This window comes from Streptomyces sp. NPDC044063 (assembly GCF_056434285.1).
The window spans coordinates 32111-54115 of the sequence record NZ_JBWKFM010000026.1; the positions used below are offsets into that span (position 1 = coordinate 32111).

The window sequence follows — 22005 nt, forward strand, 5'->3', positions numbered from 1 at the left end:
TCGAAGGTGTGATCGTGGTGAGGCGGTGTGCTTACGACCGGGGCGCGAGCGTCCGGACGAGCGCCGCGTTGAGCGCGCGTGGGAGCAGCAGGCGCAGCACCGCGCGGGGCAGTGGGCTCACATGGGTGAGGGCGTAGTGCTGGTCGACCAGTCGGCAGCCGAGCTCGCGTTTGGGCTCGTAGGCGGTCTGGGCGAAGCGGATGTGCCGGCACCCGCGGGCGATGGCCAGCTCGATGGCCGCGTAGTGGACGTTGTGGTAGAGGCGTGCCTCGTGGGCCAACCGGTAGTCGAGCCCGATGCGCGCCCCGATGGCGCCCTCGCCGCGGAAGAGACAGTGCAGGTAGGCGACGAGGCGGTCGCCCTCGAAGCAGGCCACGAGCCGCTGGTCCGGTCCGCCGGGCCGCCGCAGCGCGTGGAGGAAGGACTCGTCGAGGACGTCGAGGGTCTGGTCGGCGCGGTCCATCACCTGCTGGTACAGCTCCAGCATCTCGGGGACGAGGTGGGCGAAGTCGGACAGCACCTCGATCCGCAGATCGTCCCGGGCACGGAACTTGCGCAGCTTGTTGCGGGCGTTGCGGCGGGGCTTGGCCGGGAGCGCGGCGAGGTAGTCGTCGAAGGTGGCGTACTCCAGGGGGAGTTCGGTGTCGGGCATGCTCGGTACGAGGAAGAAGTCCGCCTCCTCCAGGGCCGGCCGCAGGGCCGCCATCTCACCGGGGGCGAAGTCCTTGAAGACGACGGTGCCGAGCCGGTGGCGGCGCGCGTGGTCGAGGACCGCGCGGACCAGCAGCTGGGCGACCGGTGCCGTCAGCGGTTCCCGGCTCAGGACGTGGCCCTGGCCGAGGAAGTTGCCGCAGAACAGCATCGGTACGCGCAGCAGGCCGGGGAACAACCGGCCCACGGGGGCCAGCATCCGGCGCTCCCGGGGGCCGACGACCCGGTCCAGGCGCAGGCCGCGGACCGCGCTCAGCGGCAGGATCGCGATCGTGCGGCCCGCCTCGCGAACCACCGCGTACGCGTAGGCGTCCGGACCGATGGCGCCGCGCTCCATCGCCGCGAACACCTGCCGGCCCCACATGGGGTCGTGGGGCGGGGCCAGTTCGTCCCACGTGTGCGGGGGGATGGCGTCGACGCCGGTCACGATGTCGACGGTGAGGCCGGTGGTATCGGTCGTGTTGGTGGGGCCGGTGGGGCCGGCCGCGTCGGCGATGGGGCCGGTTGCCGCGCTCACGTCGTCACCCGACCCGCAGCGCCTGGCCGTCCAGGGCCGCGCACAGCGCCTCGGCCATCCGGCCCCGGGACGGCGGGTGGAAGGTGAGGCCGGTGGCCGCCGAGGCGAGGTAGGTGCCCTCGTCGGAGCCGATGAAGGACATGCCGCCGAGCGCGGCCAGGGCGCCCTGTGTGGCACGGGCGATGGCGTCCTGCGCTGCGTAGCGGGTGGTCAGCGCCTTGGCCAGCAGCGTCTCGCCCCACTCGGAGCCGTCGTCCATCTCACGGGCCACGGCCTCCACGGACAGCATGGCGGCGTCGAGCTCGGTGACGAGCCCGGCCCGGTCGGCGGCCGAGCCGCCACCGTGCCGCAGCACCCGCTCAACCAGGGCACTGGCGGTGCCCAGGTAGCCGGCCGTCATCAGCAGTTCGAACCACAGGAAGCCCGCGATGTTCAGGGGGTCCAGCGCGGAGCCGGCCGTGACGTCGGTGAGCACGACCATCTGCGGGTCCAGCTCGACGTCGTTGAGGACCACCTCCTCGCTCTCGGCACCGGCCAGCACGGAGCTTCGCCAGAACGGCCGTACGGACACGCCGTGGGTCTTCGCGGGGACGATGGCCACCGCCAGACGCTCGACGCCCTCCTCGTCGGTCATGGTCACGGAGGCGGTGAGCAGGTCCATGGAGTGGGCGAGGCTGCACGGCTTCTTGCTGCCGTTGAGCAGGATGTGGTCGCCGCGCCGCTCGGCGGTGATGGCCGGGCGCAGGATGGACTGGCCGGTGCGGCCCTCGGCGAAGCCGGACGCCAGGATCAGGCGGTCGCCGACGATGGCCTCCAGCAGCATCCACTCGAAACCGGATCCGTGCTTGGCGGTCTCGACGAGGCTGGCCACGGAGAAGTGGTGCATGGTGGTGGCGACGGCCAGCGAGGGGCAGCGGGCGCCGACGGCCCGCTGGAGCCGGACGGCTTCCAGGGGGCTGGCGCCGAGGCCGGTGTTCTGCACAGGGACCAGCAGGGCGGTTCCGCCGGCGTCCCGGAACGCCGCGATGGCGGGGCTGCCGGGCCGCTCCAGTTCGGCCAGCGGGTGGGCGGCGAGGGTGGCGTCGAGGCCGGGCAGCAGTTGTTCGAGCACCTCGCGCTCGGTGTCCAGGAAGCTCATGCGGTGGCCTTTTCGCGGTCGGTGGTGGTCGCGCCGCCGGTGGCGGGAGCGTCGTGGGTGACGGGCGCGTTATGGGTGACGGGCAGGTCCTCGAAGACGCGGAGGCTGAAGGACTCCCGGCGCACCGGGTCTCCGCCGAGCGCGAGGCGGGGGAAGCGCTCGATCAGCCGGCGCAGGGCGACCGCGGCCTCCATACGGGCCAGGGCGGCGCCCAGGCAGTAATGCGGGCCGGCGCTGAAGCTGAGCACCTTGCTGCCGGTGCGGGTCACGTCGAAGCGGTGGGGGTCGGGGTGCTGTGCCGGATCGCGGTTGGCGGCGGTCAGCACGGTGGTGACGTTGGCGCCTCGCGGCACCTCCACCCCGCCGATGACGGCGTCCCGGCCCGCGATGCGCTCGGTCATCTGGACGGGCGTGTCCCAGCGCAGGGCTTCCTCGACGGCCTGGGGCACCAGTCGCGGGTCCGCCGCGACCAGGTCCCACTGACCGGGCTGGGTGAGCAGGGCGTGGGTGGCCAGTCCCAGCAGGCCGGTGGTGGTCTCGAAGCCCGCGACGAAGACCAGCAGCAGCGTGTCGACGAGCTCGCGCGGCGTCAGCCGTCCCTCGCTCTCCTGGGCGTGCAGGAGCGTGGTGGTGAGGTCCTCGGCGGGCTCGCGACGGCGCCGCTCGATGAGGTCCTGGAAGTACGTGCGCAGCTGTTCCACGGCCCGGTCGGCCCGCTCCCAGTCCTCCGGGGTGCGTACGGGCTCCAGCAGGCGGCTGGCGTCGCTGCCGAGCGTACGGAACCGGTCCCGGTCGGCCTCCGGCACGCCGATCAGCTCGCCGACCACGGCCACGGGCAGCGGATAGCCGACGAGGTCCTGGAAGTTGGCGGTGCCGCCCTCCGACATGGCGTCCTCGAGGCCGTCGAGCAGCTCGTCGGTGATCTTCTCGATGGCGGATTCGAGCGCGGCGACCCGGCGCGCGGTGAAGCCTCCGCTGACGAGCCGGCGCAGCCGGGTGTGGTCGGTGCCGTTGGCCCGCAGCATCGAGGCGTAGAAGAAGTCGGCCGCCGGGTGCTCGCGCCAGTCCGGCAGGTTCTCCTCGCACCAGCTCAGGTCGGGGGCGGTGTAGGAGCTGTCGGTGAGGACGGCCTGGCAGTCGGCGAAGGTGGTCAGGAAGAAGGTGTCCAGGTCGGGGTCGTAGTAGACGGGTACGCTCTGGCGCAGTGCTTCCAGCGCGGGGTGGGGGTTCTCCCGCCCTTCCGGTGTGAACATCGAGAAGAGCAGGGCCTGTGGTGTCAGGGAGTCCAAGACGAGTACCTCGGTGATCTGCGGTTCGGTGGTGCGGTTCCCTGCCGGTGGCAGGGCCCGCCCCGGGGGCCCCTCGCTGTGGGGGCAGCGGGGCCGCGGGGCGGGCTCGATGAGCGTGTCACCGCCGGATCCGCGTTCGATCAACCGCGCGTCAACGGATTGTCAGCAGGCCTCTGACCTGCTGGGGACGGCGTTCACAGACACGTGCGAGGGCATCGCGAAGGCATGAGGAAGAGGGCATGAAAAAACCGGTGCCCGCCGAGGTCTCGGCGGGCACCGGTGGTCCGGGGCTGTGGAGGTCAGCTCGTCTGCTGCAGGCGTGCCGCGAGCTCACGGGCCTCGGGCATCCCCAGCCGGTCGAAGAGGGCGTGCGCCTCCCGGTAGTGGAAGGCCGCCTGACTCGTACGGCCGCGGGCCGCGCAGGCGTGACCGAGCTGGGCGAGGGCCCGGCCCAGCAGATAGCCGCCGCCGTGCTGCTCGGCGCTCTCCCTGGCCTCCTCGGCCCACACGGCGGCCTCCTCGGGCCGGCCCAGGACGTTGTGGGCCTCGGCGAGCAGGCTCATGCCCAGGGACTCGCGGAAGCGCGATCCGGTCGCGCGCCAGAGGTCCAGGCTGCGGGTGAGGCAGTCCAGCGCCTGGTCCGGGCGGCCGAGCCACAGGCAGATCTGGCCCAGCACGCGCAGGGCGTGGGCCCGGCCCTCGCGGTCGCCGGAGGCCTCGGCGACCGCGACCGCCGCCAGGCCCGATTCCATCGCGGCCTCCGGCGCCCCGGTCGCCAGCTGGGCGAGGCCCAGGAAGCCGCGGACGTACGCCACACAGCCGGGGCTCTGCGCCGCCTCGGCCAGCGGCAGGGCCTCGGTGAGCTGTTCGAGCGCGCCCGGGAAGTCGTACAGGCCCAGCGCGCAGCCCGCCCGGACGCCGAGGGTGAGGGCGAGCAGCGTCGAGTGGCCCTCGCGGCGGCAGATGTCGGCGGTGACCTGGAAATGCCGTACGGCGGTGGCCAGTTCGAAGCGCTGGGCATGGGCGCCGCCGAGCATGTAGCGTGCGACGGCCTCGGCGCCGGCCTCGCCGGAGCGTTCGGCCGCCTCCAGGACGGCCCGGGCCGCCCGTTCCAGGCCGTGCGGCTGGTCCGCGTGGCGGCCCAGCGGGTCGGCGGCCAGGACCAGCTCGGCGGCGATGGTCACCGGGATGTGGGGGTGGCGGGCGGCCTGCTCGGTCAGGGAGAGCAGCGCGGTGAGCTCGTCGAGCAGCCACGTCGTGGCACTGTCCTGCGTGGCGAAGTGGCCTTCCGCGGACGGCACCGGCGTGAGGGTGACGGGAAAGGCGTCGCCCGCCGTGGCGGCGCGGTAGGCGTCGCGGGCGAGGGCGAGGTAGGTCCGCAGGAGCCGCAGCAGCGCGCCGTCGCGCTCGTCGGCGGGTATCTCCTCGACCGCGGTCTTGCGGGCGTACAGGCGCAGCAGGTCGTGATAGCGGTAGCGGCCGGGCCCGACGGACTCCAGCAGGCTCAGGTCGACCAGGCTCTCGCACAGGTCCTCGGCCTGCCGCTCGGTGCGGTCCAGCAGGACGGCGGCCGCCGCGCGGGTCAGTTCGGGGACTTCGGGCAGGGCGAGCAGCCGGAACGCCCGCAGCTGCTCGGCGTCGAGCAGGTCGGTGCCCAGCCGGAAGGTGGTCTCGACGTCGTCGGTGTCGCCCGACAGCTCCGCCAGGCGCCGCCGCTCGTCGGCGAGCGCCCGCGCGGTCTGGGCGAGGGAGGCGGCGGGCCGGGCCACCAGGCGGGCCGCGACGATCCGGATCGCCAGCGGCAGGCGCCCGCAGTCCTCGAGCAGCTGCCGGGCGGCCTCCTCCTCGGCCCTTACGCGCCGCTCGCCGACGAGCCGGACGAGGAGCGCCCACGCCTCGTGCTCGGCGAGTTCCCGCAGGTCGACCAGGGTGGCGCCGGGCAGTCCGGCGAGCCGGGTGCGGCTGGTGACCAGCACGCCGCAGCCGGGTCCGCCCGGCAGCAGGTCGCGGATCTGGTCGAGGTCGCGGGCGTTGTCGAGGACCACGAGGACGCGGCGGTCGGCCATCAGCGAGCGGTACAGCGCGGCGCGTTCGGCCGGCAGTGCCGGGACGCGCCCGGGGACGACGCCCAGGGCACGCAGGAATTCGCCCAGCACCCGGGCCGGGTCGGCGGGCACGGCGTCGGTGCCCCGCAGGTCGACGAAGAGCTGTCCGTCGGGGAAGCGGGCGCGCAGACCGTGCGCCACGTGCACCGCGAGAGCCGTCTTGCCGACGCCGCCCATGCCGCTCACCGCGCTGACCGCTACGACCCGGCCGCGGTCCAGCGCGCCGCGCAGCGTGTCGACGGTGTCCTCGCGCCCGGTGAAGTCGGCCGTCGCCGGTGGCAGGCGTAGGGCCGTCACGCCTCCGGCCGCGGCGGAGGACGCGGTCCCGGCGAGGACGCGACGGTGGATCCGCTCGAGCCCCGGGCCCGGCACCGCGCCCCGCTCGCGCAGAGCGCTCGCGGCACGGGCGTGCACCTCCAGGGCCTCGGCCTGCCGGCCCGCCTCGTACAGCGCGGTCATCAGCAGTTCCCGCGTCCGCTCCCGCGACGGGTGAGCGTCCGCGAGGGCTCGTAGCGGGTCGATCGCCGCGGTGTGCCCGCCCAGGGCGAGTTCCGCCTCCCAGCGTGCCTCGACGGCGTCGAGGCGCCGTTCGACGAGCCGGTCCCGCTGGGCGGCGGCGTACGGGCCGGGTACGCCCGCCAAGGGCTCGCCGTGCCACAGCCGGAGCGCCGCGTCGAGCAGGGAGCGCGCCTCCCGCGGCCGGCCGGCGGAGCGCGCCCGTTCCGCCGCCTCCGTCAGCCGATCGAACTCCGCGAGGTCGAGTGCGCCCGGCTCCAGCCGCAGCGCGTATCCCTCGCCGTGGGAGACCAGGACCCGGGCCGGGGTGCGCGCGGCGCGTCCCGGCTCCAGCAGGCCGCGCAGGTGGGAGACGTGGGTGCGCAGCGCGCCCAGGGCGTGCGGCGGGGCGGTGTCCCCCCATACGTCCTCGATGAGCGCCGCCGTGGAGCCGCGCCGCCCTTGCCGCAGCAGCAGGGCGGCCAGGACGGCGGCGCACAGCGGCGGCCGGATGTCCGTCCGGGCGCCGTCGACGACGGTCTGTACGGGGCCCAGGACGCGGAAGGACAGCGGGGGTTGCGGGGTGCTGCGGGTGGCGGGGGCGGGGGCTTCGGTGGGGTCGGGTGCCGCGGTGGGGTCGGCTGCTGCGGTGGGATCGGGTGCTGCGGTGGGATCGGGTGCTGCGGTGGGATCGGGGTGGGGCACGTTGTACTCCGGAGTTGCTGGCGGTGCGGTGGAGGGCGGGTGGGCCGCCCGTGGGGGTGCCGAAAAGGTCTGCCGGACAGGGTTCTAGGACGCGCAGGCGGTGCACGAGGCGCATGCGGTGCACGAGGTACTGCCGGGCAGTGCGTCCGTACCCGGGGACGTAACCGAGGACGTCACGCCCTGGTTCGCGTCGCAGGCCGAGTAGCCCGGCGCGGCGGCACGCGCGTACGCCGCCGCCCTGAGCCGGCGACCGCGCGGGCCGCTCCGGGGCGGGGTGGTGGACCCGGGGCCGGTCGCGGTGTCGGGGCCGACGCATGTGCGGGCGAACTCGGCCAGCAGGCTGTGGAACCGGTACCAGCCGGGCGCGGGCGACTCCAGCAGGCTGATGTCGACCAGCGACTCGCACAGTTCCTCGGCACCGTGCGGGGGCCTGCCGAGGGAGGCCGCGACGTCGACGGCCCGGAAGGCGGCGTCCGGCCTGTCCGCCGGGGGCAGCAGTCGGAAGGCCCGCCGCAGCGGCTCGGGCAGCCGACCGTACTCCCGCCGGAAGACCCCCTCCACGGCGAGGTCGGCGACCTTGAGTTCGGCCAGCCGGCCTTCCCCCTCCGCCATCCGCTCCACGAGTGAGGCGACGGTCCAGGAGGGGCGGGTGGCCAGGCGTACGGCCATGATGCGCACGGCGAGCGGCAGGCCGCCGCAGGCCTCCACGAGCCGGGCGCAGTCCTCCGGCTCGGCGGCGGCCCTGTCCGGGCCGATGACCCGCCCGAGCAGGGTGAGTGCCTCGTCGGGCGCCATGACGTCGAGGTGGACGAACCGGGCACCGGAGAGCCCGGCGAGCTTGGCGCCACTGGTGACGAGGAAAGCGCTCGACGGCGTGCCGGACAGCAGGGGGCGGACCTGGTCGCCGGTCGCGGCGTTGTCCAGTACGACGAGCATGCGGCGGCCCGCCATCCGGGCGCGGAAGAGGAAGGCGCGCTCGGCGGTCCCGGCGGGGATGTCGGCATCGGCGACGCCGAGCGCGCGCAGGAACGAACCGAGCGCCGTGGCCGGGTCGACAGGGTGCCCGCACGGGTGCCTGAGGTCCGCGTACAGCTGTCCGTGCGGGAAGCCCGCCCGCATCCGGTGCGCGGCGTGCAGGGCCAGCGCGCTCTTGCCGACCCCGCCCAGGCCGGAGACCGCCACGACGGTGGCTCCCGTCCCCGGGGGTGCGGCGAGTAATTCGCACACGTCGCGCACCGCGCCGGCGCGGCCCGTGAAGTCCGCGATGTCGCCGGGAAGCTGGGCGGGGCAGGGGTGGCGGTCCGCTCCCCCGCTCTCCCGGCCTGCCCGGCCGGCCGGGTAGGCCGGTGCGGCGCCGTCATCGGCGTCGGCGATGTCACGGGCGAGGGCGGACAACTCGTGCCCGGGGTCGAGACCGAACTCCTCGGCCAGGGCGCGGCGTATGCGCGCGTAGGTCGCCTGTGCCTCGCCCGGCCGGCCGCAGAGCACCAGCGCCCGCATCAGCAGCGCGTGCAGGGGCTCCCGCAGCGGGTGGCGTTCCGCGAGGGCCACCAGCTCGCCCAGCACGGCGGCGTGTCCGCCCAGTTCCACGTCGAGGGCGAGGCGGCTCTCCAGCACCGCCAGCCTGCGGTCGGCGAGCCGTGCCCGCTGCGCCTCGATGCCGGGCCCGGAGAGTCCCTGCAAGGGTTCCTCGCCCACCAGCGCGAGGGCGGAGCCCAGCAGGTCACGGGCCTCGGCGGGGCGGCCGGCCATCCGCTCGCGCTCGGCGGCGGCTGTGAAGGTCTCGAACTCCGCCACGTCGAGGGCGTCCTGCGGCACGCGTACGGCGTAGCCGTCGCTGACCGAGACGAGGACCGCGGGGGCCGCCCCGGCGTCCCGCCCGGGCTCCAGGAGCTTGCGCAAGCGTGACACGTACGTGCGCAGCGTGCCCGTCGCCCGCGGGGGCGCGTCCTCCCCCCACACCTCGGCCACCAGCGCACCGGCCGTCACCGGCTCGCCCTGCCGCAGCAACAGCAGCGCGAGGAGGGTCCGCTGCTGCCGCGGACCGAGATCCAGCTCGCTGTCGCCACGCCACGCCCGCAGTCGGCCGAGCACGGCGAAGCGCACGGTGTCGTCGGTCATTGTTCGCGCCCCCTGTCCCCGGATATCGCTCCCGGGTACAGCTGTCCCCCTGTCCCGGTAGAGCCACGGACGGCGGTCGCCACGGCGACCGCTGCCCCTCCCATGAATATCATCAAAAATCCGCTACGCCGGTTTCCTTTCCCCTCGCTCGCGTGGCGTGATCCGCCGGAGGCACCCTCCGTCTCAGGGGCGGTCCGAGGAGCGTGCCTCCTCGTCGGGTGGACTTGTCGGGTGGACTTGTCGGGTGGACTCGTCGAGTGGACTTGTCGGGTGGGCTCACCGGCTGTGCTCTTCGTCCGGTCCGGGAGCCGCGGTCGATTGTCAGTGGTGGGTGAGACGGTAGGAACATCAAGCCGGAAGCCGGAAAGAGGGGGACCTGCCATGTCCGGAACTCAGAACTACATCAATCACGTTGCCCTTGTGCTGGATGCCAGTTCGTCCATGTCGCACCTGAGTCGCAAGGTCGTCGAAGTCGCCGACCAGCAGATCGCCTACCTCGCCCGTCGGTCGGAGGAACTGGACCAGGAAACGCGCGTCACGGTGTACGTCTTCGCCGACAAGGTGGAATGCGTCATCTACGACAAGGACGTGCTGCGCATGCCGTCGCTGAAGCAGCTCTACCGGGCCGGGGGAATGACGGCCCTGCTGGCGGCCGCGCTGAAGTCGCAGCACGAGCTGGCTCAGACGGCCCAGCTGTACGGCGACCACAGCTTCCTGACCTTCGTACTCACCGACGGGCAGGAGAACGCGAGCCACCGCTGCCCCGGCGCTCCCAGCAGGAATCCGCGTGAACTGGTCGAGGCCGTGGCCAAGATGATCGAGACGCAGCAGGACAACTGGACACTGGCCGTCCTCGTACCGGACCAGATGGGCAAGCGCGAGGCCATGCAGTGCGGTTTCCCGAAGGACAACATCGCCATCTGGGACGCCACCAGCACACAGGGCCTGGCGGAAGCCGGCCAGGTCATCCAGCAGGCCACCGAGAAATTCATGGTCGGTCGCAGCCAGGGCATCAGGGGATCACGGGCCGTTTTCTCCATGAGTGCGGATGCGGTCAACAAGGACACCATCAAGGCGGCCGGTCTCACCCCGGTGGATCCGTCGCAGTACCAGCTGATTCCGGTGGCCCGTGACGCGGGAATCAGGGACTGGGTCACCGAAAGCGGACACACTTACCGGACCGGTGGCGCGTACTACCAGCTGAGCAAATCCGAGAAGATCCAGGCGCGAAAGCAGATCGCCGTACTGGAGAAGAAGACCGACCGGGTCTACACGGGACCGCAGGCCCGCGCCCTGCTCGGCCTGCCCGACGCGGAGGTCCGCGTGAAGCCGGATTATAACGACGACTTCACCATCTTCGTGCAGAGCACCAGCGTCAACCGCAAGCTCGTGGCGAACACGCGGCTGCTGCTGATGATCTGACGCCTTGAGCGGACGCGGACGCCGGCGGATGCTGGCGAGGGCCTGGGAGCGGGCGCGGGCGCGGGCGCGGGGGGATCTGCGGGGTCAGGCGCTGGTCAGCGCTGCCGGTGCGTCGTCCGCCTGCCTGAGGGAGGCCGACAGGGCGCGGGCTTCGTGCTCGGTCATCCGGGGGGTGTCGTACGGTACGGCGTTGACCCAACGCTGCGTCAGCCGGGCGATCCGCTCACCGTACCGCCGCGCGGTGATCCGGTCACCGCGCGATCCGGCGTCCTCCGGCCCCTGGTCGGCGTGGCTCTGGCTCATCAGGCCCAGCCACGAGCCCAGCCGGTTGACATCGTCGCGGGTGCCACCGCTCCAGTTGTTGCCCGGCATGTCACCCACACCGATCCACTGCATGCCCATCTGCGCGCCGAAGACCGCCAGCTGCTCCAGGACCGCCAGCTTGTCGCCGCTCTGCGAGGCGGACATGGTGAAGCCACCGGCCAGCTTGTCCTTCCATGCCTGCGTCAGGAAGGGCGTGAACGCCGCCTCCATGAACGCCTTGAACACCGCCGACACGCTGCCCATCAGCGTCGGGCAGCCGAGGACGATCGCGTCGGAGCGATCGAGCAGCGCCAGCACCTCCGCGTCGTGCCAACGGCCCGCGGTGACGTCCTCGGCCCGAATTTCGACGAGGTGCACCTGGGCGCCCGGCACCAGCCGCGCCCCGTCGGCGAGGCTCTCGGCCAGGACCCGGGTGTGCCCGTGCACCGAGTGGTAGACCACCGTCACCGTGACCATCGGCGCCTCGTGCTCACGGTCGACGTCATTGACTGCCATGCGTTCTTCACTGCTTTCGGTCGTGGGGGAATCCCTGCTCTGCCCAGCCATCACACCCTGCCGGCGACACGGCATCAACGAGGAACTTCGGCACGCAGCGATCGGTCACACCGATCGATCGCGTTAGCCTGGCCCCGTGGACAGAATGGAACTGGAAGCATTCGTCGCCGTCGCGGAAGAACTCCACTTCGGCCGCGCCGCCGCACGCCTGCACCGCGGGCAACCCACCATCAGCGACGCCATCAGGCGGCTCGAGAACACCTTGGGCGGACGGCTCTTCCACCGCACCAGCCGCCGGGTATCGCTGACCGACCTCGGCCAGGCGCTGCTACCCGACGCCCGCACCGCCCTCGCCCAGCTGCGCCACTTCCAGCAACGCGGACGCTCACTGGCCTCCGGCGACCGGATGCGCACCACCCTCGTCGTCGCCCACGCCGAATACACCAGCCACCAACTGCTGCTGCGCTGCCTGCCACAACTGCGCGAGCGCTTCCCGGACGTCACCATCGTGCCGGAAGCCATGCCGACCACGGCTCAGCTCACCGCCCTGCGCGCGAAGACGATCGGGCTGGGCATCGGCTGGGCGACGGACGACATCACCGGCATACGCGCGAGGGTGCTGTCCACCGAGAGGTTCATGGCACTCGTCCCCGCCACCCACCCCCTCGCCGGGCGCGCCGAGCTGAGCGCGTCCGAACTGTCCACCACCGACCTGCTCACCTGGCCCCACCAGATCAACAGCGGGCTGTGCGACCGCCTCCTGTCCGCCTTCCGGATCGGTGGAGCCGACCTGCGCATCATCAGAACCGCCGACAGCCTCCACGCCATCACCGCTCACGTCGCCGCTGGTACGGGCATCGGCATCACGATCGAATCCGCCCTCGACCACCAGCCACCCGGCCTCCGCGTCATCCCCCTCACCGGCCCGTCGACCACCGCCGACCAGGTCATCCTCACCCCCACCCAGCCATCGGAGACCGCCACAGCGCTGCGCGACCTCCTCCTGCTGCACGCCACCACGGACCTCTACCAGGGCACGACCTGCCCCTCGTGATCAACGAAGTGGAGGCCGGACTTCCCTCGGTGGCGCTCGATCGTCTCCGCCACCCCCGGAACGCTCTCCTCCACGCTGAGATCGGCGTCGGGTCCGCCGAGTTCGGTGCGGACCCAGCCGGGGTCCATGAGCAGCAGCGTTCGCGTGTCGTCGGCGTGACGGGCGGCGTAGCCGCGCATCAACTGGTTCAGCGCGGACTTGCTGGCCCGGTACAGGTCCTGTCCGCCTTCGGTGTTCAGCGCGATGCTTCCCTGATCGGAGGACATGACGCCGATCGTGCCGGTCGGCGCGACCAGCGGGCCGAGGGTCTCCACGACGCGCATCGGGCTGAGCGCGTTGGTGACCATGACTTCGGTGAACATCTCCGTCGGAACCTCGCCGATCGGGATGTCGCCGCGCGTGATGGCGGCGTTGACGAAGAGCAGGTCGAGTGTGTGCCCTGCCAGTCGTTCGCGCAGTGCCGAGATCTGCTCAGGCTCGGTCATCTCCAGCGACTCGATGGTCAGCCGTCCTCCGGAGGCTTCGGCCAGGTCGTGGAGGCCGGTGCGCCGGCTGCCACGGACCGTGCCGATGACGTCCCAGTCGCGACGGAGGTACTCGGCGGCGAGCCCGAGGCCCAGGGTGCGCGAGGCCCCGATGATGAGGGCTGTCTTGCGGGCGCTGTTCATGAGCTTCCCTTTCAGTCGACCGTCGAAGTGATTGCGGCGATCATGCTGCAAGTCTCCGAGTGGTCCGACCGGGCGTCCAATACCCTTCGGGCCGCGTTGATACCGTCACGCTATGGATCTGGATCTGCGAAAGCTCCGCTACTTCGTCGCGGTGGCCGAGCATCGGCACTTCGGCCGGGCGGCACAGGCGCTGTTCATCGCACAGCCGGTCCTCAGCCGGCAGATCCGCGCGTTCGAGCAGGAGCTGGGATGCCCGCTGTTCATACGGTCCACGCGCAGCGTCGAGCTGACTCCCGCGGGGAAACAGCTGTATGACGAGGCGTCAAGGATCACCACGGTGGTGGACGTGGCGCTGCGACGCGTGCATGAGGCCCAGCGGGGCGAGCAGCGGCTCGTCGTCGGCTTCTCGCCCGGCCTCCATGTGTCGGACGTGATCCGGGCGTTCACGGTGAGCCACCCGGACGTCGAGATCGATGTCTTCCCGCTGCGCTGGTGGGAACGGGACGCGCCGCTCCGCGACGGCCGCGCGCACGTGGGATACCTCCGACGCCCCTTCGACGACTCCGGGCTCCACACCGTCCCCATCGGCCACGAGACCAAGGTCGCCTGCCTGCCCGTGACGCATCCGCTGGCCGGCCGCCGCGCCCTCACAACGGCCGATCTCGACGGTGAACCGATCCTCGACGGCAGCACGCGACGGACGTTCTCACTGGAGGAGAAGTTCGAGCTCATCGCCTCCGGCCAGGGCATCGCACTCGTCCCCGTCAGCATCGCGGGCTATTACACCCGCCCCGACCTCGTGTACCTGCCGGTCGCCGACGCCCCACCCGTCGAGACGTGCCTTGCGGTACCGGAGCACGGCCGCGCGGGCCCCGTAACGGACTTCCTGACCATCGCCACCGCAACGCTGCGCCGACACGTCGGCGATGCGAACGGGAACCCGCACGAGCCTGGCCACCAGCCACGGTCTGGGGCGATTTCCACACCACCCCACTCGCCCGAACGTCCGTGCTAGCGTCCCGCCGGGATCACATACGAGGGGGCGGGAGCATGCGCGCGCACGCACACACGCGAACACATCAGCACACGCGCAAGCGGACACACATCGCGATCACCCTCATCGCGCTGACCACCCTCTCCGCGACGGCATGCGGCAGCGACGGCGGTGCCTCGGACCCTGCTCCCGAACCGCCGAAGACGACGGCAGACGCATCCGCGCGGCCGACCCCCACCCCGACGGCGAACCCCGCCGCACCGCAGGACGCGAAGGTGCGGACGCCCGCGGACTTCTGCGCGAACAAGGACACGCTGCTCGAGCCGACGGTCCGCACCGTCATCAACATCGCGGGTGTGGAGCAGCAGAAGAAGGGCGAGTTCACGGTCCTGGGCGCCACCGAGCCCGAACTGAAGTGCGGCCCGGAAGTGGACAACGGCGGATACTTCGAGGTCAGCCAACCGCTCGGCCCCTACTACCTCGCACCCGACGCGAGCATCCGCTTGCTGACGTACGACGAGAAGGCGCGGCAGCACACGTGGCTGAGCGAACCGGCCTCCGCCGCGAAGCTGCGGGACGTGGTGACGGCGTGCAAGGAGGGGAAGGAGCCGGGCAAGCCGTACACCTGCGCGGGCAACTTCTTCCACATCACGATGAACAAGAACGGCGTGATCACCGAGCTCGCCGCGATCTTCCAGTCCTGACCGACGACGAGGAGGGGTCGGCGGTCACCTGCCGCCGGCCCTCAGCGGAACGCCGACAGGCTCAGGGTGAGCACCCCGACCACGCGGGCCCCGTACAGCAGGCGGTTCAAGGCGCGCTCGGCGCCGGCGTCGAGCGGGCGGTCGCGCCAGGGGCCGTCACCGGGCGGTACGGGATTGGCCGTGCGCAGCAGTTCCAGTTCGTCATGCATCGTCGTCGCCTCCAGCGCGCACGTCGGTTGGTGTGCCGGACCCTACGGGCAGGGCGGGCCGTATGCGTTCGGCCTCGGCGCGCAGCCGGCGGCGGGCCCGGTGCAGGCGCATGGCGGCGGCGCCGCGGCCGCAGCCCAGGGCCACGGCCAGTTCGTCGAGGGTCAGCTCCTCCCAGGCGGTCAGGCGCAGCGCTCCCTGGTCGGACGGGGAGAGGCGGGCGAGGGCCTCGTGCACCCAGGCGCCGGGGCGGTCCGTGTCCGGGCTGTCCACGGCATGGTTCGCCAATGCGCCGCTGTCGGGCGCGGCGCACTCGCCGTCCGTGGGGGCCGACATGTGGGTCATGGGTCTGGCCTTCTCGGGCTTCGGCACGATCCTCGGTTCGGTCAACTTCATCACCACGATCATCTGCATGCGCGCTCCGGGCATGACGATGTTCCGTATGCCGATCTTCACCTGGAACGTGCTGCTGACCGGTGTGCTGGTCCTGCTGGCCTTCCCGGTGCTGGCCGCGGCGCTGTTCGCGCTGGAGGCGGACCGTAAGGCGGCACCTTCGGTCGCCGGAGAGCAGCGGTGTGTCGGGGGTGCCAGGCTCGGCGGAGGGAGCGGCGGGAAGGGGCGAACGGCGGACATGCGGCTGTGCGGGGCCCTGGACGAGAGCTTCCTGACCTCTCGGCACCGGCCCGGTGCGGCCGGTCGGCGTGCGACGTGACCGGCACGTACCGGATGACCACACGCGACGGACGCCGGGTCGCGACCGGCAAGCTGGCCACCCGTACCGGCTACCCCGGGCCCGGCACGTACCGGGTCACGGTCACCGCGCGCGTCCGGTCCGCGGCCTCGGGCCTGGACGTACGGGGAACGTGGACCCGGGCGATCATGTTCACCTGGCCGCGGCCGGAACCGGTCCACACCATCACCGTCAGCCCGGCCGTCCTGCGCCCCGGCCGTACCACGGCCGTGACCTACACGGTCACCCGCCGGGACCTGCGCGGCGACAGCAACGCGCGTCTCGGCATGATCGGCGAGGAGGGGAAGGGCGTACGGATCTCCTCCTCCGACCGCCAGTGCGGCAACCCGCTGGCCGGGGCCTACCCGTCCACCCAGCGGCGGCCGCACGTCCTGGACTGCGCCCTGGTCAACCTTCAGCCGGGACGCCCCATGGAGGTGACGGTGCTCGTGCGCCTGGGCAAGGACTGTTCGACGGTCATCTCGAAAATGGGCTACTGGCTTCCCCAGGGCCAGGCCACGTACAACGGCGGCATGCTCCAGGGGCCCACGCTGACGTGCGAAAAGAAGTGAGGGAAGGCGAGGTGCACGACGTACCCCGCTCCCCCTCCCGGCGGTGCGCCCCGGGGCCCGGTCAGCGCAACTTCGAGCGGCCGACCCCCGGGCGCGCCCGCCGCGCCGTACGGGCCCGTGCGCGCGCGGGCAGACCGGGCAGCTCACGGTCCATCCCCTGCTCGGCCCGCACCCACGCGAACCTGCCCATCATGGTGCGCACCTGCTCCGGCAACTCCTCGCACAGCTGACGGCACTTCTCCTCACTGCAGTGAAGAGGCGAGACCTTCATGCCCGGATCCGGATACTCCATGGCCTTCGGTGGCAGATAGGTGCATCCGCAGCTCACGCAGACGAACACGGGCCGCATCCGATCAGGCTGGTCCACAGCGGCCCCCTCCTCCGAGTCCTTCATGCCTTCCCCCTGCCACCGCAATTCGAACAGGAAGAGGTGAAACGGTATGTGACGGCCACCTGGTTGCCGTTCTCGTCAAGCTCGACCTTGTGCTGTTCCTTCTCGGTCAATCCATCGCCCTTGCAGGCGTTGCACTGCTTCTCCTGCCCTCCGGGCATCCCTGGCCCTCCCCTCACCGACCCGAGGCTAGCGGCAAGCACGCCGCCGCCGGCAGGTAGCGAACCCTGGCGTTTCCCGACGCCTCTATCTGCGACGGGATCGGCGAAGAGCCTCGTGGCAGTGGCCCTTCACGGTGCGCTGTCGACGAGTTCGGCCAGCGCGTCGGCGGACTCGGGGGTCAGCCGGTAGAACCCCTGGAGGCTGACCGAGCGCTCCAGACGGCCGTCCACGACGTACTTCAGGTTACGGGTCTGTCCTCGGCGGTTGCGCCAGGCCAGTGCCGGCAGCAGGTCACCGGGTATCGGCGTGTCGAAGCGTACGGGTGTCGCGTCCACGTGCACCGCGGTGGCGCCGCAGCCACCGGCGCCGAGCATCCACCAGTCGTCGTGTCCGGAGAACGGCGGGTTCTCCCACGTCGCCGGTGCCGTGCCGCAGCAGTCGCCGCGTTCCGTGTCGATCACCCGCATCCGGGACACCACGAACACCTCGCACCGGTTGACGTGCAGCGCATAGACCTCGTCACCGGCGCCGGCACCCGACCAGGTGGGCAAGGACTGGTGGACACCGGAGAACGCCACGGTCGGCCGCTCACCCACGCGCCCCTCCTTACGCAGAGCACGGCACGTGTCTTGAGTCCACAGGACGGTGAAAGCATCAGGCATGGCGACGATCATAGGAACGGGGACTGACAGCCCCTGCCGGGCCGGGGCCCTGTCCCCTTGTCATGCGGCCGGCCCCGGTCCACCGTCACGCTTCTGCGTCCGACAGCAGATGGCGTCCGGGACACCCCATGTCCTTCACTCCGGCAGCGCCCGCTTGAAATAGGCCACGAGCTGTTCCGGGTTGGTCGGGTTCGGAGCGACCTGAACCAGCTCCCAGCCGTCCGCGCCCCAGGTGTCCAGAATCTGCTTGGTAGCCCCCGGGAGGAGTGGCGCGGTCGCGTATTCCCATGTGACCTGCGGTACGGCAGCCACCGCGGCATGGGCTGGCGCGGCCACGGCAACGGCCTGCGGCGCGAGAACCGGCGAGAGTGCCAGGGCCGCGGCGGCAGCGATCGGGCTTGCCAGCCGCGTGAGGGATCGCATCGAACGCATTGTTTCTCCCCTTCCAGTCTTCCGGCCTTCCAGAGGCAGCACGGGACTCGGGAGTTTGTCGCTGATCGAGTGGAATTTCTCCGACAGCGCTGGGGATCGGGGGCGTAAATGCTGTCTGTACGCCGACAACGTCCGGCCAAACGCTCATTTGACGATACCCAGCCTTGAGTGAAGTCTCCACTCGAGCTCGTCGAGGCACCGCTGCCCCAACGTGGGCCCCGGATACGCACATGCATATCCGGCACGGGGGTACTCGGCAGGCTCCGCCGTGTCCTCGGCGGGTCGGCGAGGAGCCGTACGAACGGGAGGTGGGCGGAATGGCCCGGGACAAACGCAAGAAGACCGGTTCCGATCCCTACGAACGAGCGCGGAGCGACGAGGAACCGGGAGCGCACTCGGGCAAGGAGAGCCTCCCGCGTGAACGTTCCATTCCAGGAACGGCCAGCGCCCGGGAGGGCTACCAGAACGAGGGCGGCACGGCGGGCGGCGATGCCCTCCGAGGCGTACAGCGACGAGGACAGGACGCGGAGAGCAAGCGACAGGGCAAGGGCAGGAGCGGGAAGGACCGGCCGTCATGACAGACCGACGCCGGGGCAGCGTCCCCCGTGACATGCAGGACCAGCAGGCGAGTGGCGACCGCCGGGGCCCGGCCTCGAAGACCGGGAAGAAGGCCGGTGAGCGGGGCGGGGCCGGGGCCGCCGACGCCAAGGGTGCCGGTGCGGAGAAGTCCCGGCGCCCCGACGACGCGACCGGCGAGGCGGCCCCGCCCACGAGCGAGCCGCCCGACTGACTCCATCTGAGGCCGTGGTGGGTGGGCTGCGCGGCGATGACGGCGACCCCTGGCGCAGGTCGGGTCGGTCAGGTCGGGTGAGGTCAGGTGGCCGCTGCGGGTGCGGTCTTCTTGCGGGCGCGGTACGCGGCCGCCTTGATCTTGTTGCCGCAGGACGCCATCCCGCACCACTGCCGGCGCATGCCCCGCGAGCGGTCGATGTAGGTGCGGGTGCACTCCGGGTTGCCGCATTCCTTGAGCAGGGGCGCGTCCGCCCCGCTCAGGAGCTCGATGGCATGGCGCGCCACCGTGGAAAGGGCTTCTTCCGGCGTCGCCTGCGTCCATCGCCCCGACGGAGTGAGTTGCGGGACCGCGGGCGGCTTGCGTGCCGCGTTGTTCACCACGGTCAGCGCCGCCCTGTCCCACTCCCCACCGAGCCGACGGGCGGTGACCAGCTGATATATCGCTTCCCGAACGGTCGTCGCCTGCTGGACATCGGCCTCCTGGCCGGGTGAGACCGCGTCGACGATGCCGGACTCCACGTACCACGCCGTCAGCCTGTCGGGCGTCGTGAACATCTCGAAGCGCACCGAGCGGCGCGCTCGCAGTGTGGCGGCGAAGTCGAGGGCCGGGTTTCCGCACACGAAGACGTGATCGAGGTTCACGTCACCAGTTTGACAGGTGACAGTGAGCCGGAGCAAGAACCTTCGCCTACAGGCCCAGGTCAACGGCGAGACAGGAGAAGTACGTCCACGATCGCTCGGGGTCGCACGTGTGACGTGTCGAGTCGCTCGCCGCAGCCTCCTTTTCCTCGACCATGTCCTCGTACCGGATGCGCTCGGGCAACGTGCCGAACCGCGCTCGTCGTGCCGCCGCGGTGCCGTCGGTGGTGCTGCGGGATTCCATGGTCGAACTCCGTTCGGTCTCAGAAGTGGTCCACGTCGACGACGGCCTGGGCGAAGGCGGTGGGCGCCTCCTGGGGCAGGTTGTGACCGATTCCCTCCAGGGTGCGGTGCTCGTACCTGCCCGTGAACCTGTCCCGGTACGAGGCTCCGTCGCCCGGCGGCGTAAAGGGATCGCGCTCGGGGTCGAGGGTGATGGTGGGCACCTCGATGACCGGCCGCGCGGCGAGCCGCTTCTCGAGTCCGTCGTAGCGGCGCTCGCCGTCGGCGAGGCTCAGCCGCCAGCGGTAGTTGTGGATGACGATGGCCGCGTAGTCGGGGTTGTCGAATGCCGCCGCGGTGCGCTCGAACGTGGCGTCGTCGAAGTCCCAGGTCGGTGACACGGTCTTCCAGACGAGCCGTGTCAGGTCGTGGCGCAGTGTTGTGTCCTCCATGGCGAGCCGGCCCCGCTCGGTGGAGAAGTAGTACTGGTACCACCAGGCGTATTCGGTTTGGGGCGCCAGAGGCTTCAGATTCGCCCGGCGGTCGGTGATGAGGTAGCCGCTCACCGATACGAGGGCCTTGCAGCGTTCGGGCCGGAGTGCGGCGACGATGTCGGCGGTGCGCGAGCCCCAGTCGAAGCCGGCCAGGACCGCCGTCTCGATCCGCAGGGCGTCCATCAGGGCGATGACGTCGAGGGCGATCGCCGACTGCTGGGCGTTGCGGAACGTCCGGTCGGACAGGAAACGCGTTGTGCCGTGGCCGCGCAGATACGGGACGATCACCCGGTAGCCCTCTTCGGCCAGCAGAGGGGCGACGTCGGCATAGCTGTGGATGTCGTACGGCCAGCCGTGCAGGCAGATGACCACGGGGCCGTGGGCGGGGCCGACTTCGGCGTAGCCGACGTTCAGCAGGCCGGCCTTGACCTGCTTGATCTGCGGAAAAGTGGTGTGTGCCGCGGAGGTGACCGAGTGCGCGGTCGATGCCGCGGACGCGGTCCGCAGGCCCGGCACGCCTGGCAGGCCCGTCAGTGAAACGGCGGCCGCGCCCGTGCTCAGTCCTGCTGCCTTGCTGAAGCCACGCCTGTCGATCATGGGATTCACTCCGTGCGCTCGTGTGCACCGGCTTCTGCTGCGACTGACTGTCTCATCGAGGAGCGTCACCGGTCAAGAAGGTGACGCTGAGCGGGCGTTCCATGTCGGCTGACGTCAAGTCACTGCCTAAACGGGTGACCGACACCGTTGGTACGAGAGCGCCTGCCGGTGTGTCCGAGGTCAGCGGCATAATGCGGGCCGTGGATCTGAGAGCTGAACTGATGGCCCCGTCGGTGAGCCGACAGCGACTGGAGGAGCTCGGCCGTGAGATCTCACGGATCGCTGAGCTGGTGCTCACCGGGTCCAAGAGCGCGGACGAAAAAATCAGGGCCTTCAACACGAGGACAGGTCACGACTACGAGGCTCTCGACTTCGCCGAGTACGACGCCGGCCGGAGCCTGACCGACTTCGCGAGGGAGGCCGCCCGGCCGGCCCGGCCCCGGATCGCCGACATCACCACCGACGAACTCGTCGAGATCGTCCGCAGACTCCTGACCGGCGCCCCGGACAGCGACTACTACCTGCGGCTCCTCGAAGCCAACATGCCGCATCCGCGGGTCAGCGACCTGATCTTCCATCCTCCTGCCGAACTCGGGGACGCCTCGGCAGAGGACATCGTCGACATAGCTCTTGCGTACCGACCGGCAGTCGGCAGCCGATAATGCTGCGAGGAGACGAGGCGATCGCCGATCGGTCGTAAGCTGACGCCATCGAAGGGCTGCCGAGCAATGGAAGAAGGGCGGCGCCGACTGGTCCCCGGTGCCGGATGAGGAAGATACATGCAGGGTGAACCAATAGCCGGACGACGCTCGAGGATCTACCGGTTGTGGCTCTTCATCCCCGCATCAGGTCTGGCAGCCGTCTGGCTCGCCCTCTATGAGCGCGCGCCCGCCGCGGTTCCGTCGCCCCAGTTCTACGTCCTGTGTCGAACCCCAGGATCCCTGACGGCGCTCTCCTTGACTTCGATCCTGTTCATCGTCGCAGCCGCCGCCGTGTCCATCACTGGAACGGTCCGAGCCATCAGAACACCCTCACGCCGTCCCCTGCGTTCGATGCTTCACCTGGCCGTGGCACTCGTGCTTCTTGTGGGAGCGGACAGCATGGACTACCTCGGAGGCGGCATCGCCTACCGCGCGGCGGTGCACAACGGCGCGGACATCGCCGCCTGCGAGGGTTCCTACCATGTCACCCCGGGCTGGTTCTTCTTCCTCACTCCGGAAAACCGCGGGCAATGACCCAGCCACGCGGTCGAGCCCAGGTGAGACCGGCGAAAGCCAGCCATCAGAGATCCGTTTGGTCGGCCTCGGCGACCCGTTCCGAAAACGGGCTTTACGGGAGTGTGCCGGCGTGATCACCTTGCGTG

General features: G+C 71.1%; 22 protein-coding genes and 2 pseudogenes. 9 read left to right on the plus strand and 15 right to left on the minus strand.

All coding sequences use genetic code 11. The features are described from left to right. Positions 1-31: 31 nt before the first annotated feature. The 5 genes from AC07BS_RS27105 to AC07BS_RS27125 all read right to left on the minus strand — a co-directional run bounded on the left by AC07BS_RS27105 (position 32) and on the right by AC07BS_RS27125 (position 9081). Positions 32-1228 (minus strand): GNAT family N-acetyltransferase, encoded by a 1197-nt coding sequence (locus AC07BS_RS27105; RefSeq protein WP_478934768.1) that lies wholly within the window; start codon positions 1226-1228, stop codon positions 32-34. 4 nt (positions 1229-1232) lie between these two features. Beyond that, the gene (locus AC07BS_RS27110) at positions 1233-2366 is read right to left on the minus strand and encodes an acyl-CoA dehydrogenase family protein (protein ID WP_478934769.1); all 1134 of its coding nucleotides are present in this window, start codon (positions 2364-2366) and stop codon (positions 1233-1235) included. Next, positions 2363-3655 (minus strand): cytochrome P450, encoded by a 1293-nt coding sequence (locus tag AC07BS_RS27115; protein WP_478934770.1) that lies wholly within the window; start codon positions 3653-3655, stop codon positions 2363-2365. The genes AC07BS_RS27110 and AC07BS_RS27115 overlap by 4 nt, the downstream gene beginning before the upstream one ends. 299 nt (positions 3656-3954) lie before the next feature. Next, positions 3955-6960, minus strand: a complete 3006-nt coding sequence (locus tag AC07BS_RS27120) for an AfsR/SARP family transcriptional regulator (RefSeq protein WP_478934771.1) — start codon at positions 6958-6960, stop codon at positions 3955-3957. Between the two features lie 84 nt (positions 6961-7044). Continuing rightward, positions 7045-9081 carry an AfsR/SARP family transcriptional regulator gene (locus tag AC07BS_RS27125; RefSeq protein WP_478934772.1) on the minus strand — a complete coding sequence of 679 codons (2037 nt, stop codon included), beginning with the start codon at positions 9079-9081 and terminating at the stop codon, positions 7045-7047. 381 nt (positions 9082-9462) lie between these two features. Between AC07BS_RS27125 and AC07BS_RS27130 the strand changes: the two genes are divergently transcribed. Beyond that, entirely contained in the window at positions 9463-10503 is a 1041-nt protein-coding gene (locus AC07BS_RS27130) for a vWA domain-containing protein (protein ID WP_478934773.1), read from the plus strand. A gap of 84 nt (positions 10504-10587) precedes the next feature. Here AC07BS_RS27130 and AC07BS_RS27135 read toward each other — a convergent pair whose 3' ends face one another. Next, positions 10588-11322 carry a flavodoxin family protein gene (locus tag AC07BS_RS27135; protein ID WP_478934774.1) on the minus strand — a complete coding sequence of 245 codons (735 nt, stop codon included), beginning with the start codon at positions 11320-11322 and terminating at the stop codon, positions 10588-10590. A 145-nt stretch (positions 11323-11467) separates the two neighbouring features. Between AC07BS_RS27135 and AC07BS_RS27140 the strand changes: the two genes are divergently transcribed. Then, positions 11468-12376, plus strand: coding sequence for a LysR family transcriptional regulator (locus AC07BS_RS27140; RefSeq protein ID WP_478934818.1), 909 nt, complete (start codon positions 11468-11470; stop codon positions 12374-12376). Here the strand turns inward: AC07BS_RS27140 and AC07BS_RS27145 are convergent. Next, the gene (locus AC07BS_RS27145; RefSeq protein WP_478934775.1) at positions 12349-13044 is read right to left on the minus strand and encodes an SDR family NAD(P)-dependent oxidoreductase; all 696 of its coding nucleotides are present in this window, start codon (positions 13042-13044) and stop codon (positions 12349-12351) included. The genes AC07BS_RS27140 and AC07BS_RS27145 overlap by 28 nt on opposite strands. Before the next feature lie 112 nt (positions 13045-13156). Between AC07BS_RS27145 and AC07BS_RS27150 the strand changes: the two genes are divergently transcribed. Continuing rightward, positions 13157-14059 (plus strand): LysR family transcriptional regulator, encoded by a 903-nt coding sequence (locus tag AC07BS_RS27150; RefSeq protein ID WP_478650542.1) that lies wholly within the window; start codon positions 13157-13159, stop codon positions 14057-14059. A gap of 35 nt (positions 14060-14094) precedes the next feature. Next, entirely contained in the window at positions 14095-14742 is a 648-nt protein-coding gene (locus AC07BS_RS27155) for a hypothetical protein (protein WP_478934776.1), read from the plus strand. 41 nt (positions 14743-14783) lie between these two features. Here AC07BS_RS27155 and AC07BS_RS27160 read toward each other — a convergent pair whose 3' ends face one another. Together AC07BS_RS27160 and AC07BS_RS27165 are read right to left on the minus strand one after the other, a co-directional pair. Continuing rightward, positions 14784-14951, minus strand: coding sequence for a hypothetical protein (locus tag AC07BS_RS27160; protein WP_478650539.1), 168 nt, complete (start codon positions 14949-14951; stop codon positions 14784-14786). Beyond that, a pseudogene (locus AC07BS_RS27165) lies at positions 14944-15222 on the minus strand (sigma factor-like helix-turn-helix DNA-binding protein); the annotation flags it as partial. The pseudogene AC07BS_RS27165 and the gene AC07BS_RS27160, both read right to left, overlap by 8 nt. A gap of 4 nt (positions 15223-15226) precedes the next feature. Here AC07BS_RS27165 and AC07BS_RS27170 point away from each other — a divergent pair. Continuing rightward, positions 15227-15493 (plus strand): annotated as a pseudogene (locus AC07BS_RS27170) (cbb3-type cytochrome c oxidase subunit I); the annotation flags it as partial. Between the two features lie 182 nt (positions 15494-15675). Continuing rightward, positions 15676-16251, plus strand: coding sequence for a hypothetical protein (locus AC07BS_RS27175; protein WP_478934777.1), 576 nt, complete (start codon positions 15676-15678; stop codon positions 16249-16251). Between the two features lie 61 nt (positions 16252-16312). Here the strand turns inward: AC07BS_RS27175 and AC07BS_RS27180 are convergent, their stop codons facing one another. The 3 genes from AC07BS_RS27180 to AC07BS_RS27190 form a co-directional block, all read right to left on the minus strand. Next, the gene (locus tag AC07BS_RS27180) at positions 16313-16618 is read right to left on the minus strand and encodes a hypothetical protein (RefSeq protein ID WP_478934778.1); all 306 of its coding nucleotides are present in this window, start codon (positions 16616-16618) and stop codon (positions 16313-16315) included. A gap of 314 nt (positions 16619-16932) precedes the next feature. Beyond that, entirely contained in the window at positions 16933-17400 is a 468-nt protein-coding gene (locus AC07BS_RS27185) for a hypothetical protein (protein ID WP_478934779.1), read from the minus strand. Between the two features lie 201 nt (positions 17401-17601). Next, entirely contained in the window at positions 17602-17778 is a 177-nt protein-coding gene (locus AC07BS_RS27190) for a DUF4177 domain-containing protein (RefSeq protein ID WP_478649772.1), read from the minus strand. 694 nt (positions 17779-18472) lie between these two features. Here AC07BS_RS27190 and AC07BS_RS27195 point away from each other — a divergent pair. Further along, positions 18473-18688, plus strand: a complete 216-nt coding sequence (locus tag AC07BS_RS27195) for a hypothetical protein (RefSeq protein WP_478649746.1) — start codon at positions 18473-18475, stop codon at positions 18686-18688. Positions 18689-18771: 83 nt separating this feature from the next. On the opposite strand, the gene AC07BS_RS27200 is transcribed toward AC07BS_RS27195, so the two are convergent. Genes AC07BS_RS27200 through AC07BS_RS27210 form a run of 3 tightly spaced genes read right to left on the minus strand, consistent with a single transcriptional unit; the run spans position 18772 to position 20642 of the window. After that, positions 18772-19332 (minus strand): CGNR zinc finger domain-containing protein, encoded by a 561-nt coding sequence (locus AC07BS_RS27200; RefSeq protein ID WP_478649743.1) that lies wholly within the window; start codon positions 19330-19332, stop codon positions 18772-18774. Between the two features lie 46 nt (positions 19333-19378). Continuing rightward, on the minus strand, positions 19379-19573 hold the full coding sequence (locus tag AC07BS_RS27205; protein ID WP_478649741.1) for a hypothetical protein: 195 nt from the start codon (positions 19571-19573) through the stop codon (positions 19379-19381). A 19-nt stretch (positions 19574-19592) separates the two neighbouring features. Continuing rightward, positions 19593-20642, minus strand: a complete 1050-nt coding sequence (locus AC07BS_RS27210; protein WP_478934780.1) for an alpha/beta fold hydrolase — start codon at positions 20640-20642, stop codon at positions 19593-19595. A gap of 191 nt (positions 20643-20833) precedes the next feature. Here AC07BS_RS27210 and AC07BS_RS27215 point away from each other — a divergent pair, with 191 nt between their 5' ends. Continuing rightward, positions 20834-21304 carry a hypothetical protein gene (locus tag AC07BS_RS27215; RefSeq protein WP_478934819.1) on the plus strand — a complete coding sequence of 157 codons (471 nt, stop codon included), beginning with the start codon at positions 20834-20836 and terminating at the stop codon, positions 21302-21304. A 162-nt stretch (positions 21305-21466) separates the two neighbouring features. Next, positions 21467-21877: a hypothetical protein gene (locus AC07BS_RS27220; RefSeq protein ID WP_478649733.1), complete on the plus strand. Its 411-nt coding sequence runs from the start codon at positions 21467-21469 to the stop codon at positions 21875-21877. Positions 21878-22005: the final 128 nt, after the last annotated feature.

Coding starts and splice junctions, on each gene's coding strand:
- AC07BS_RS27145 (WP_478934775.1), bottom strand. CDS start 13,044: ATGAACAGCGCCCGCAAGACAGCCCTCATCATCGGGGCCTCGCGCACC.
- AC07BS_RS27175 (WP_478934777.1), top strand. CDS start 15,676: ATGACCACACGCGACGGACGCCGGGTCGCGACCGGCAAGCTGGCCACC.
- AC07BS_RS27135 (WP_478934774.1), bottom strand. CDS start 11,322: ATGGCAGTCAATGACGTCGACCGTGAGCACGAGGCGCCGATGGTCACG.
- AC07BS_RS27155 (WP_478934776.1), top strand. CDS start 14,095: ATGCGCGCGCACGCACACACGCGAACACATCAGCACACGCGCAAGCGG.
- AC07BS_RS27130 (WP_478934773.1), top strand. CDS start 9,463: ATGTCCGGAACTCAGAACTACATCAATCACGTTGCCCTTGTGCTGGAT.
- AC07BS_RS27160 (WP_478650539.1), bottom strand. CDS start 14,951: ATGCATGACGAACTGGAACTGCTGCGCACGGCCAATCCCGTACCGCCC.
- AC07BS_RS27140 (WP_478934818.1), top strand. CDS start 11,468: ATGGAACTGGAAGCATTCGTCGCCGTCGCGGAAGAACTCCACTTCGGC.
- AC07BS_RS27195 (WP_478649746.1), top strand. CDS start 18,473: ATGACAGACCGACGCCGGGGCAGCGTCCCCCGTGACATGCAGGACCAG.
- AC07BS_RS27210 (WP_478934780.1), bottom strand. CDS start 20,642: ATGATCGACAGGCGTGGCTTCAGCAAGGCAGCAGGACTGAGCACGGGC.
- AC07BS_RS27125 (WP_478934772.1), bottom strand. CDS start 9,081: ATGACCGACGACACCGTGCGCTTCGCCGTGCTCGGCCGACTGCGGGCG.
- AC07BS_RS27110 (WP_478934769.1), bottom strand. CDS start 2,366: ATGAGCTTCCTGGACACCGAGCGCGAGGTGCTCGAACAACTGCTGCCC.
- AC07BS_RS27205 (WP_478649741.1), bottom strand. CDS start 19,573: ATGGAATCCCGCAGCACCACCGACGGCACCGCGGCGGCACGACGAGCG.
- AC07BS_RS27215 (WP_478934819.1), top strand. CDS start 20,834: ATGCGGGCCGTGGATCTGAGAGCTGAACTGATGGCCCCGTCGGTGAGC.
- AC07BS_RS27150 (WP_478650542.1), top strand. CDS start 13,157: ATGGATCTGGATCTGCGAAAGCTCCGCTACTTCGTCGCGGTGGCCGAG.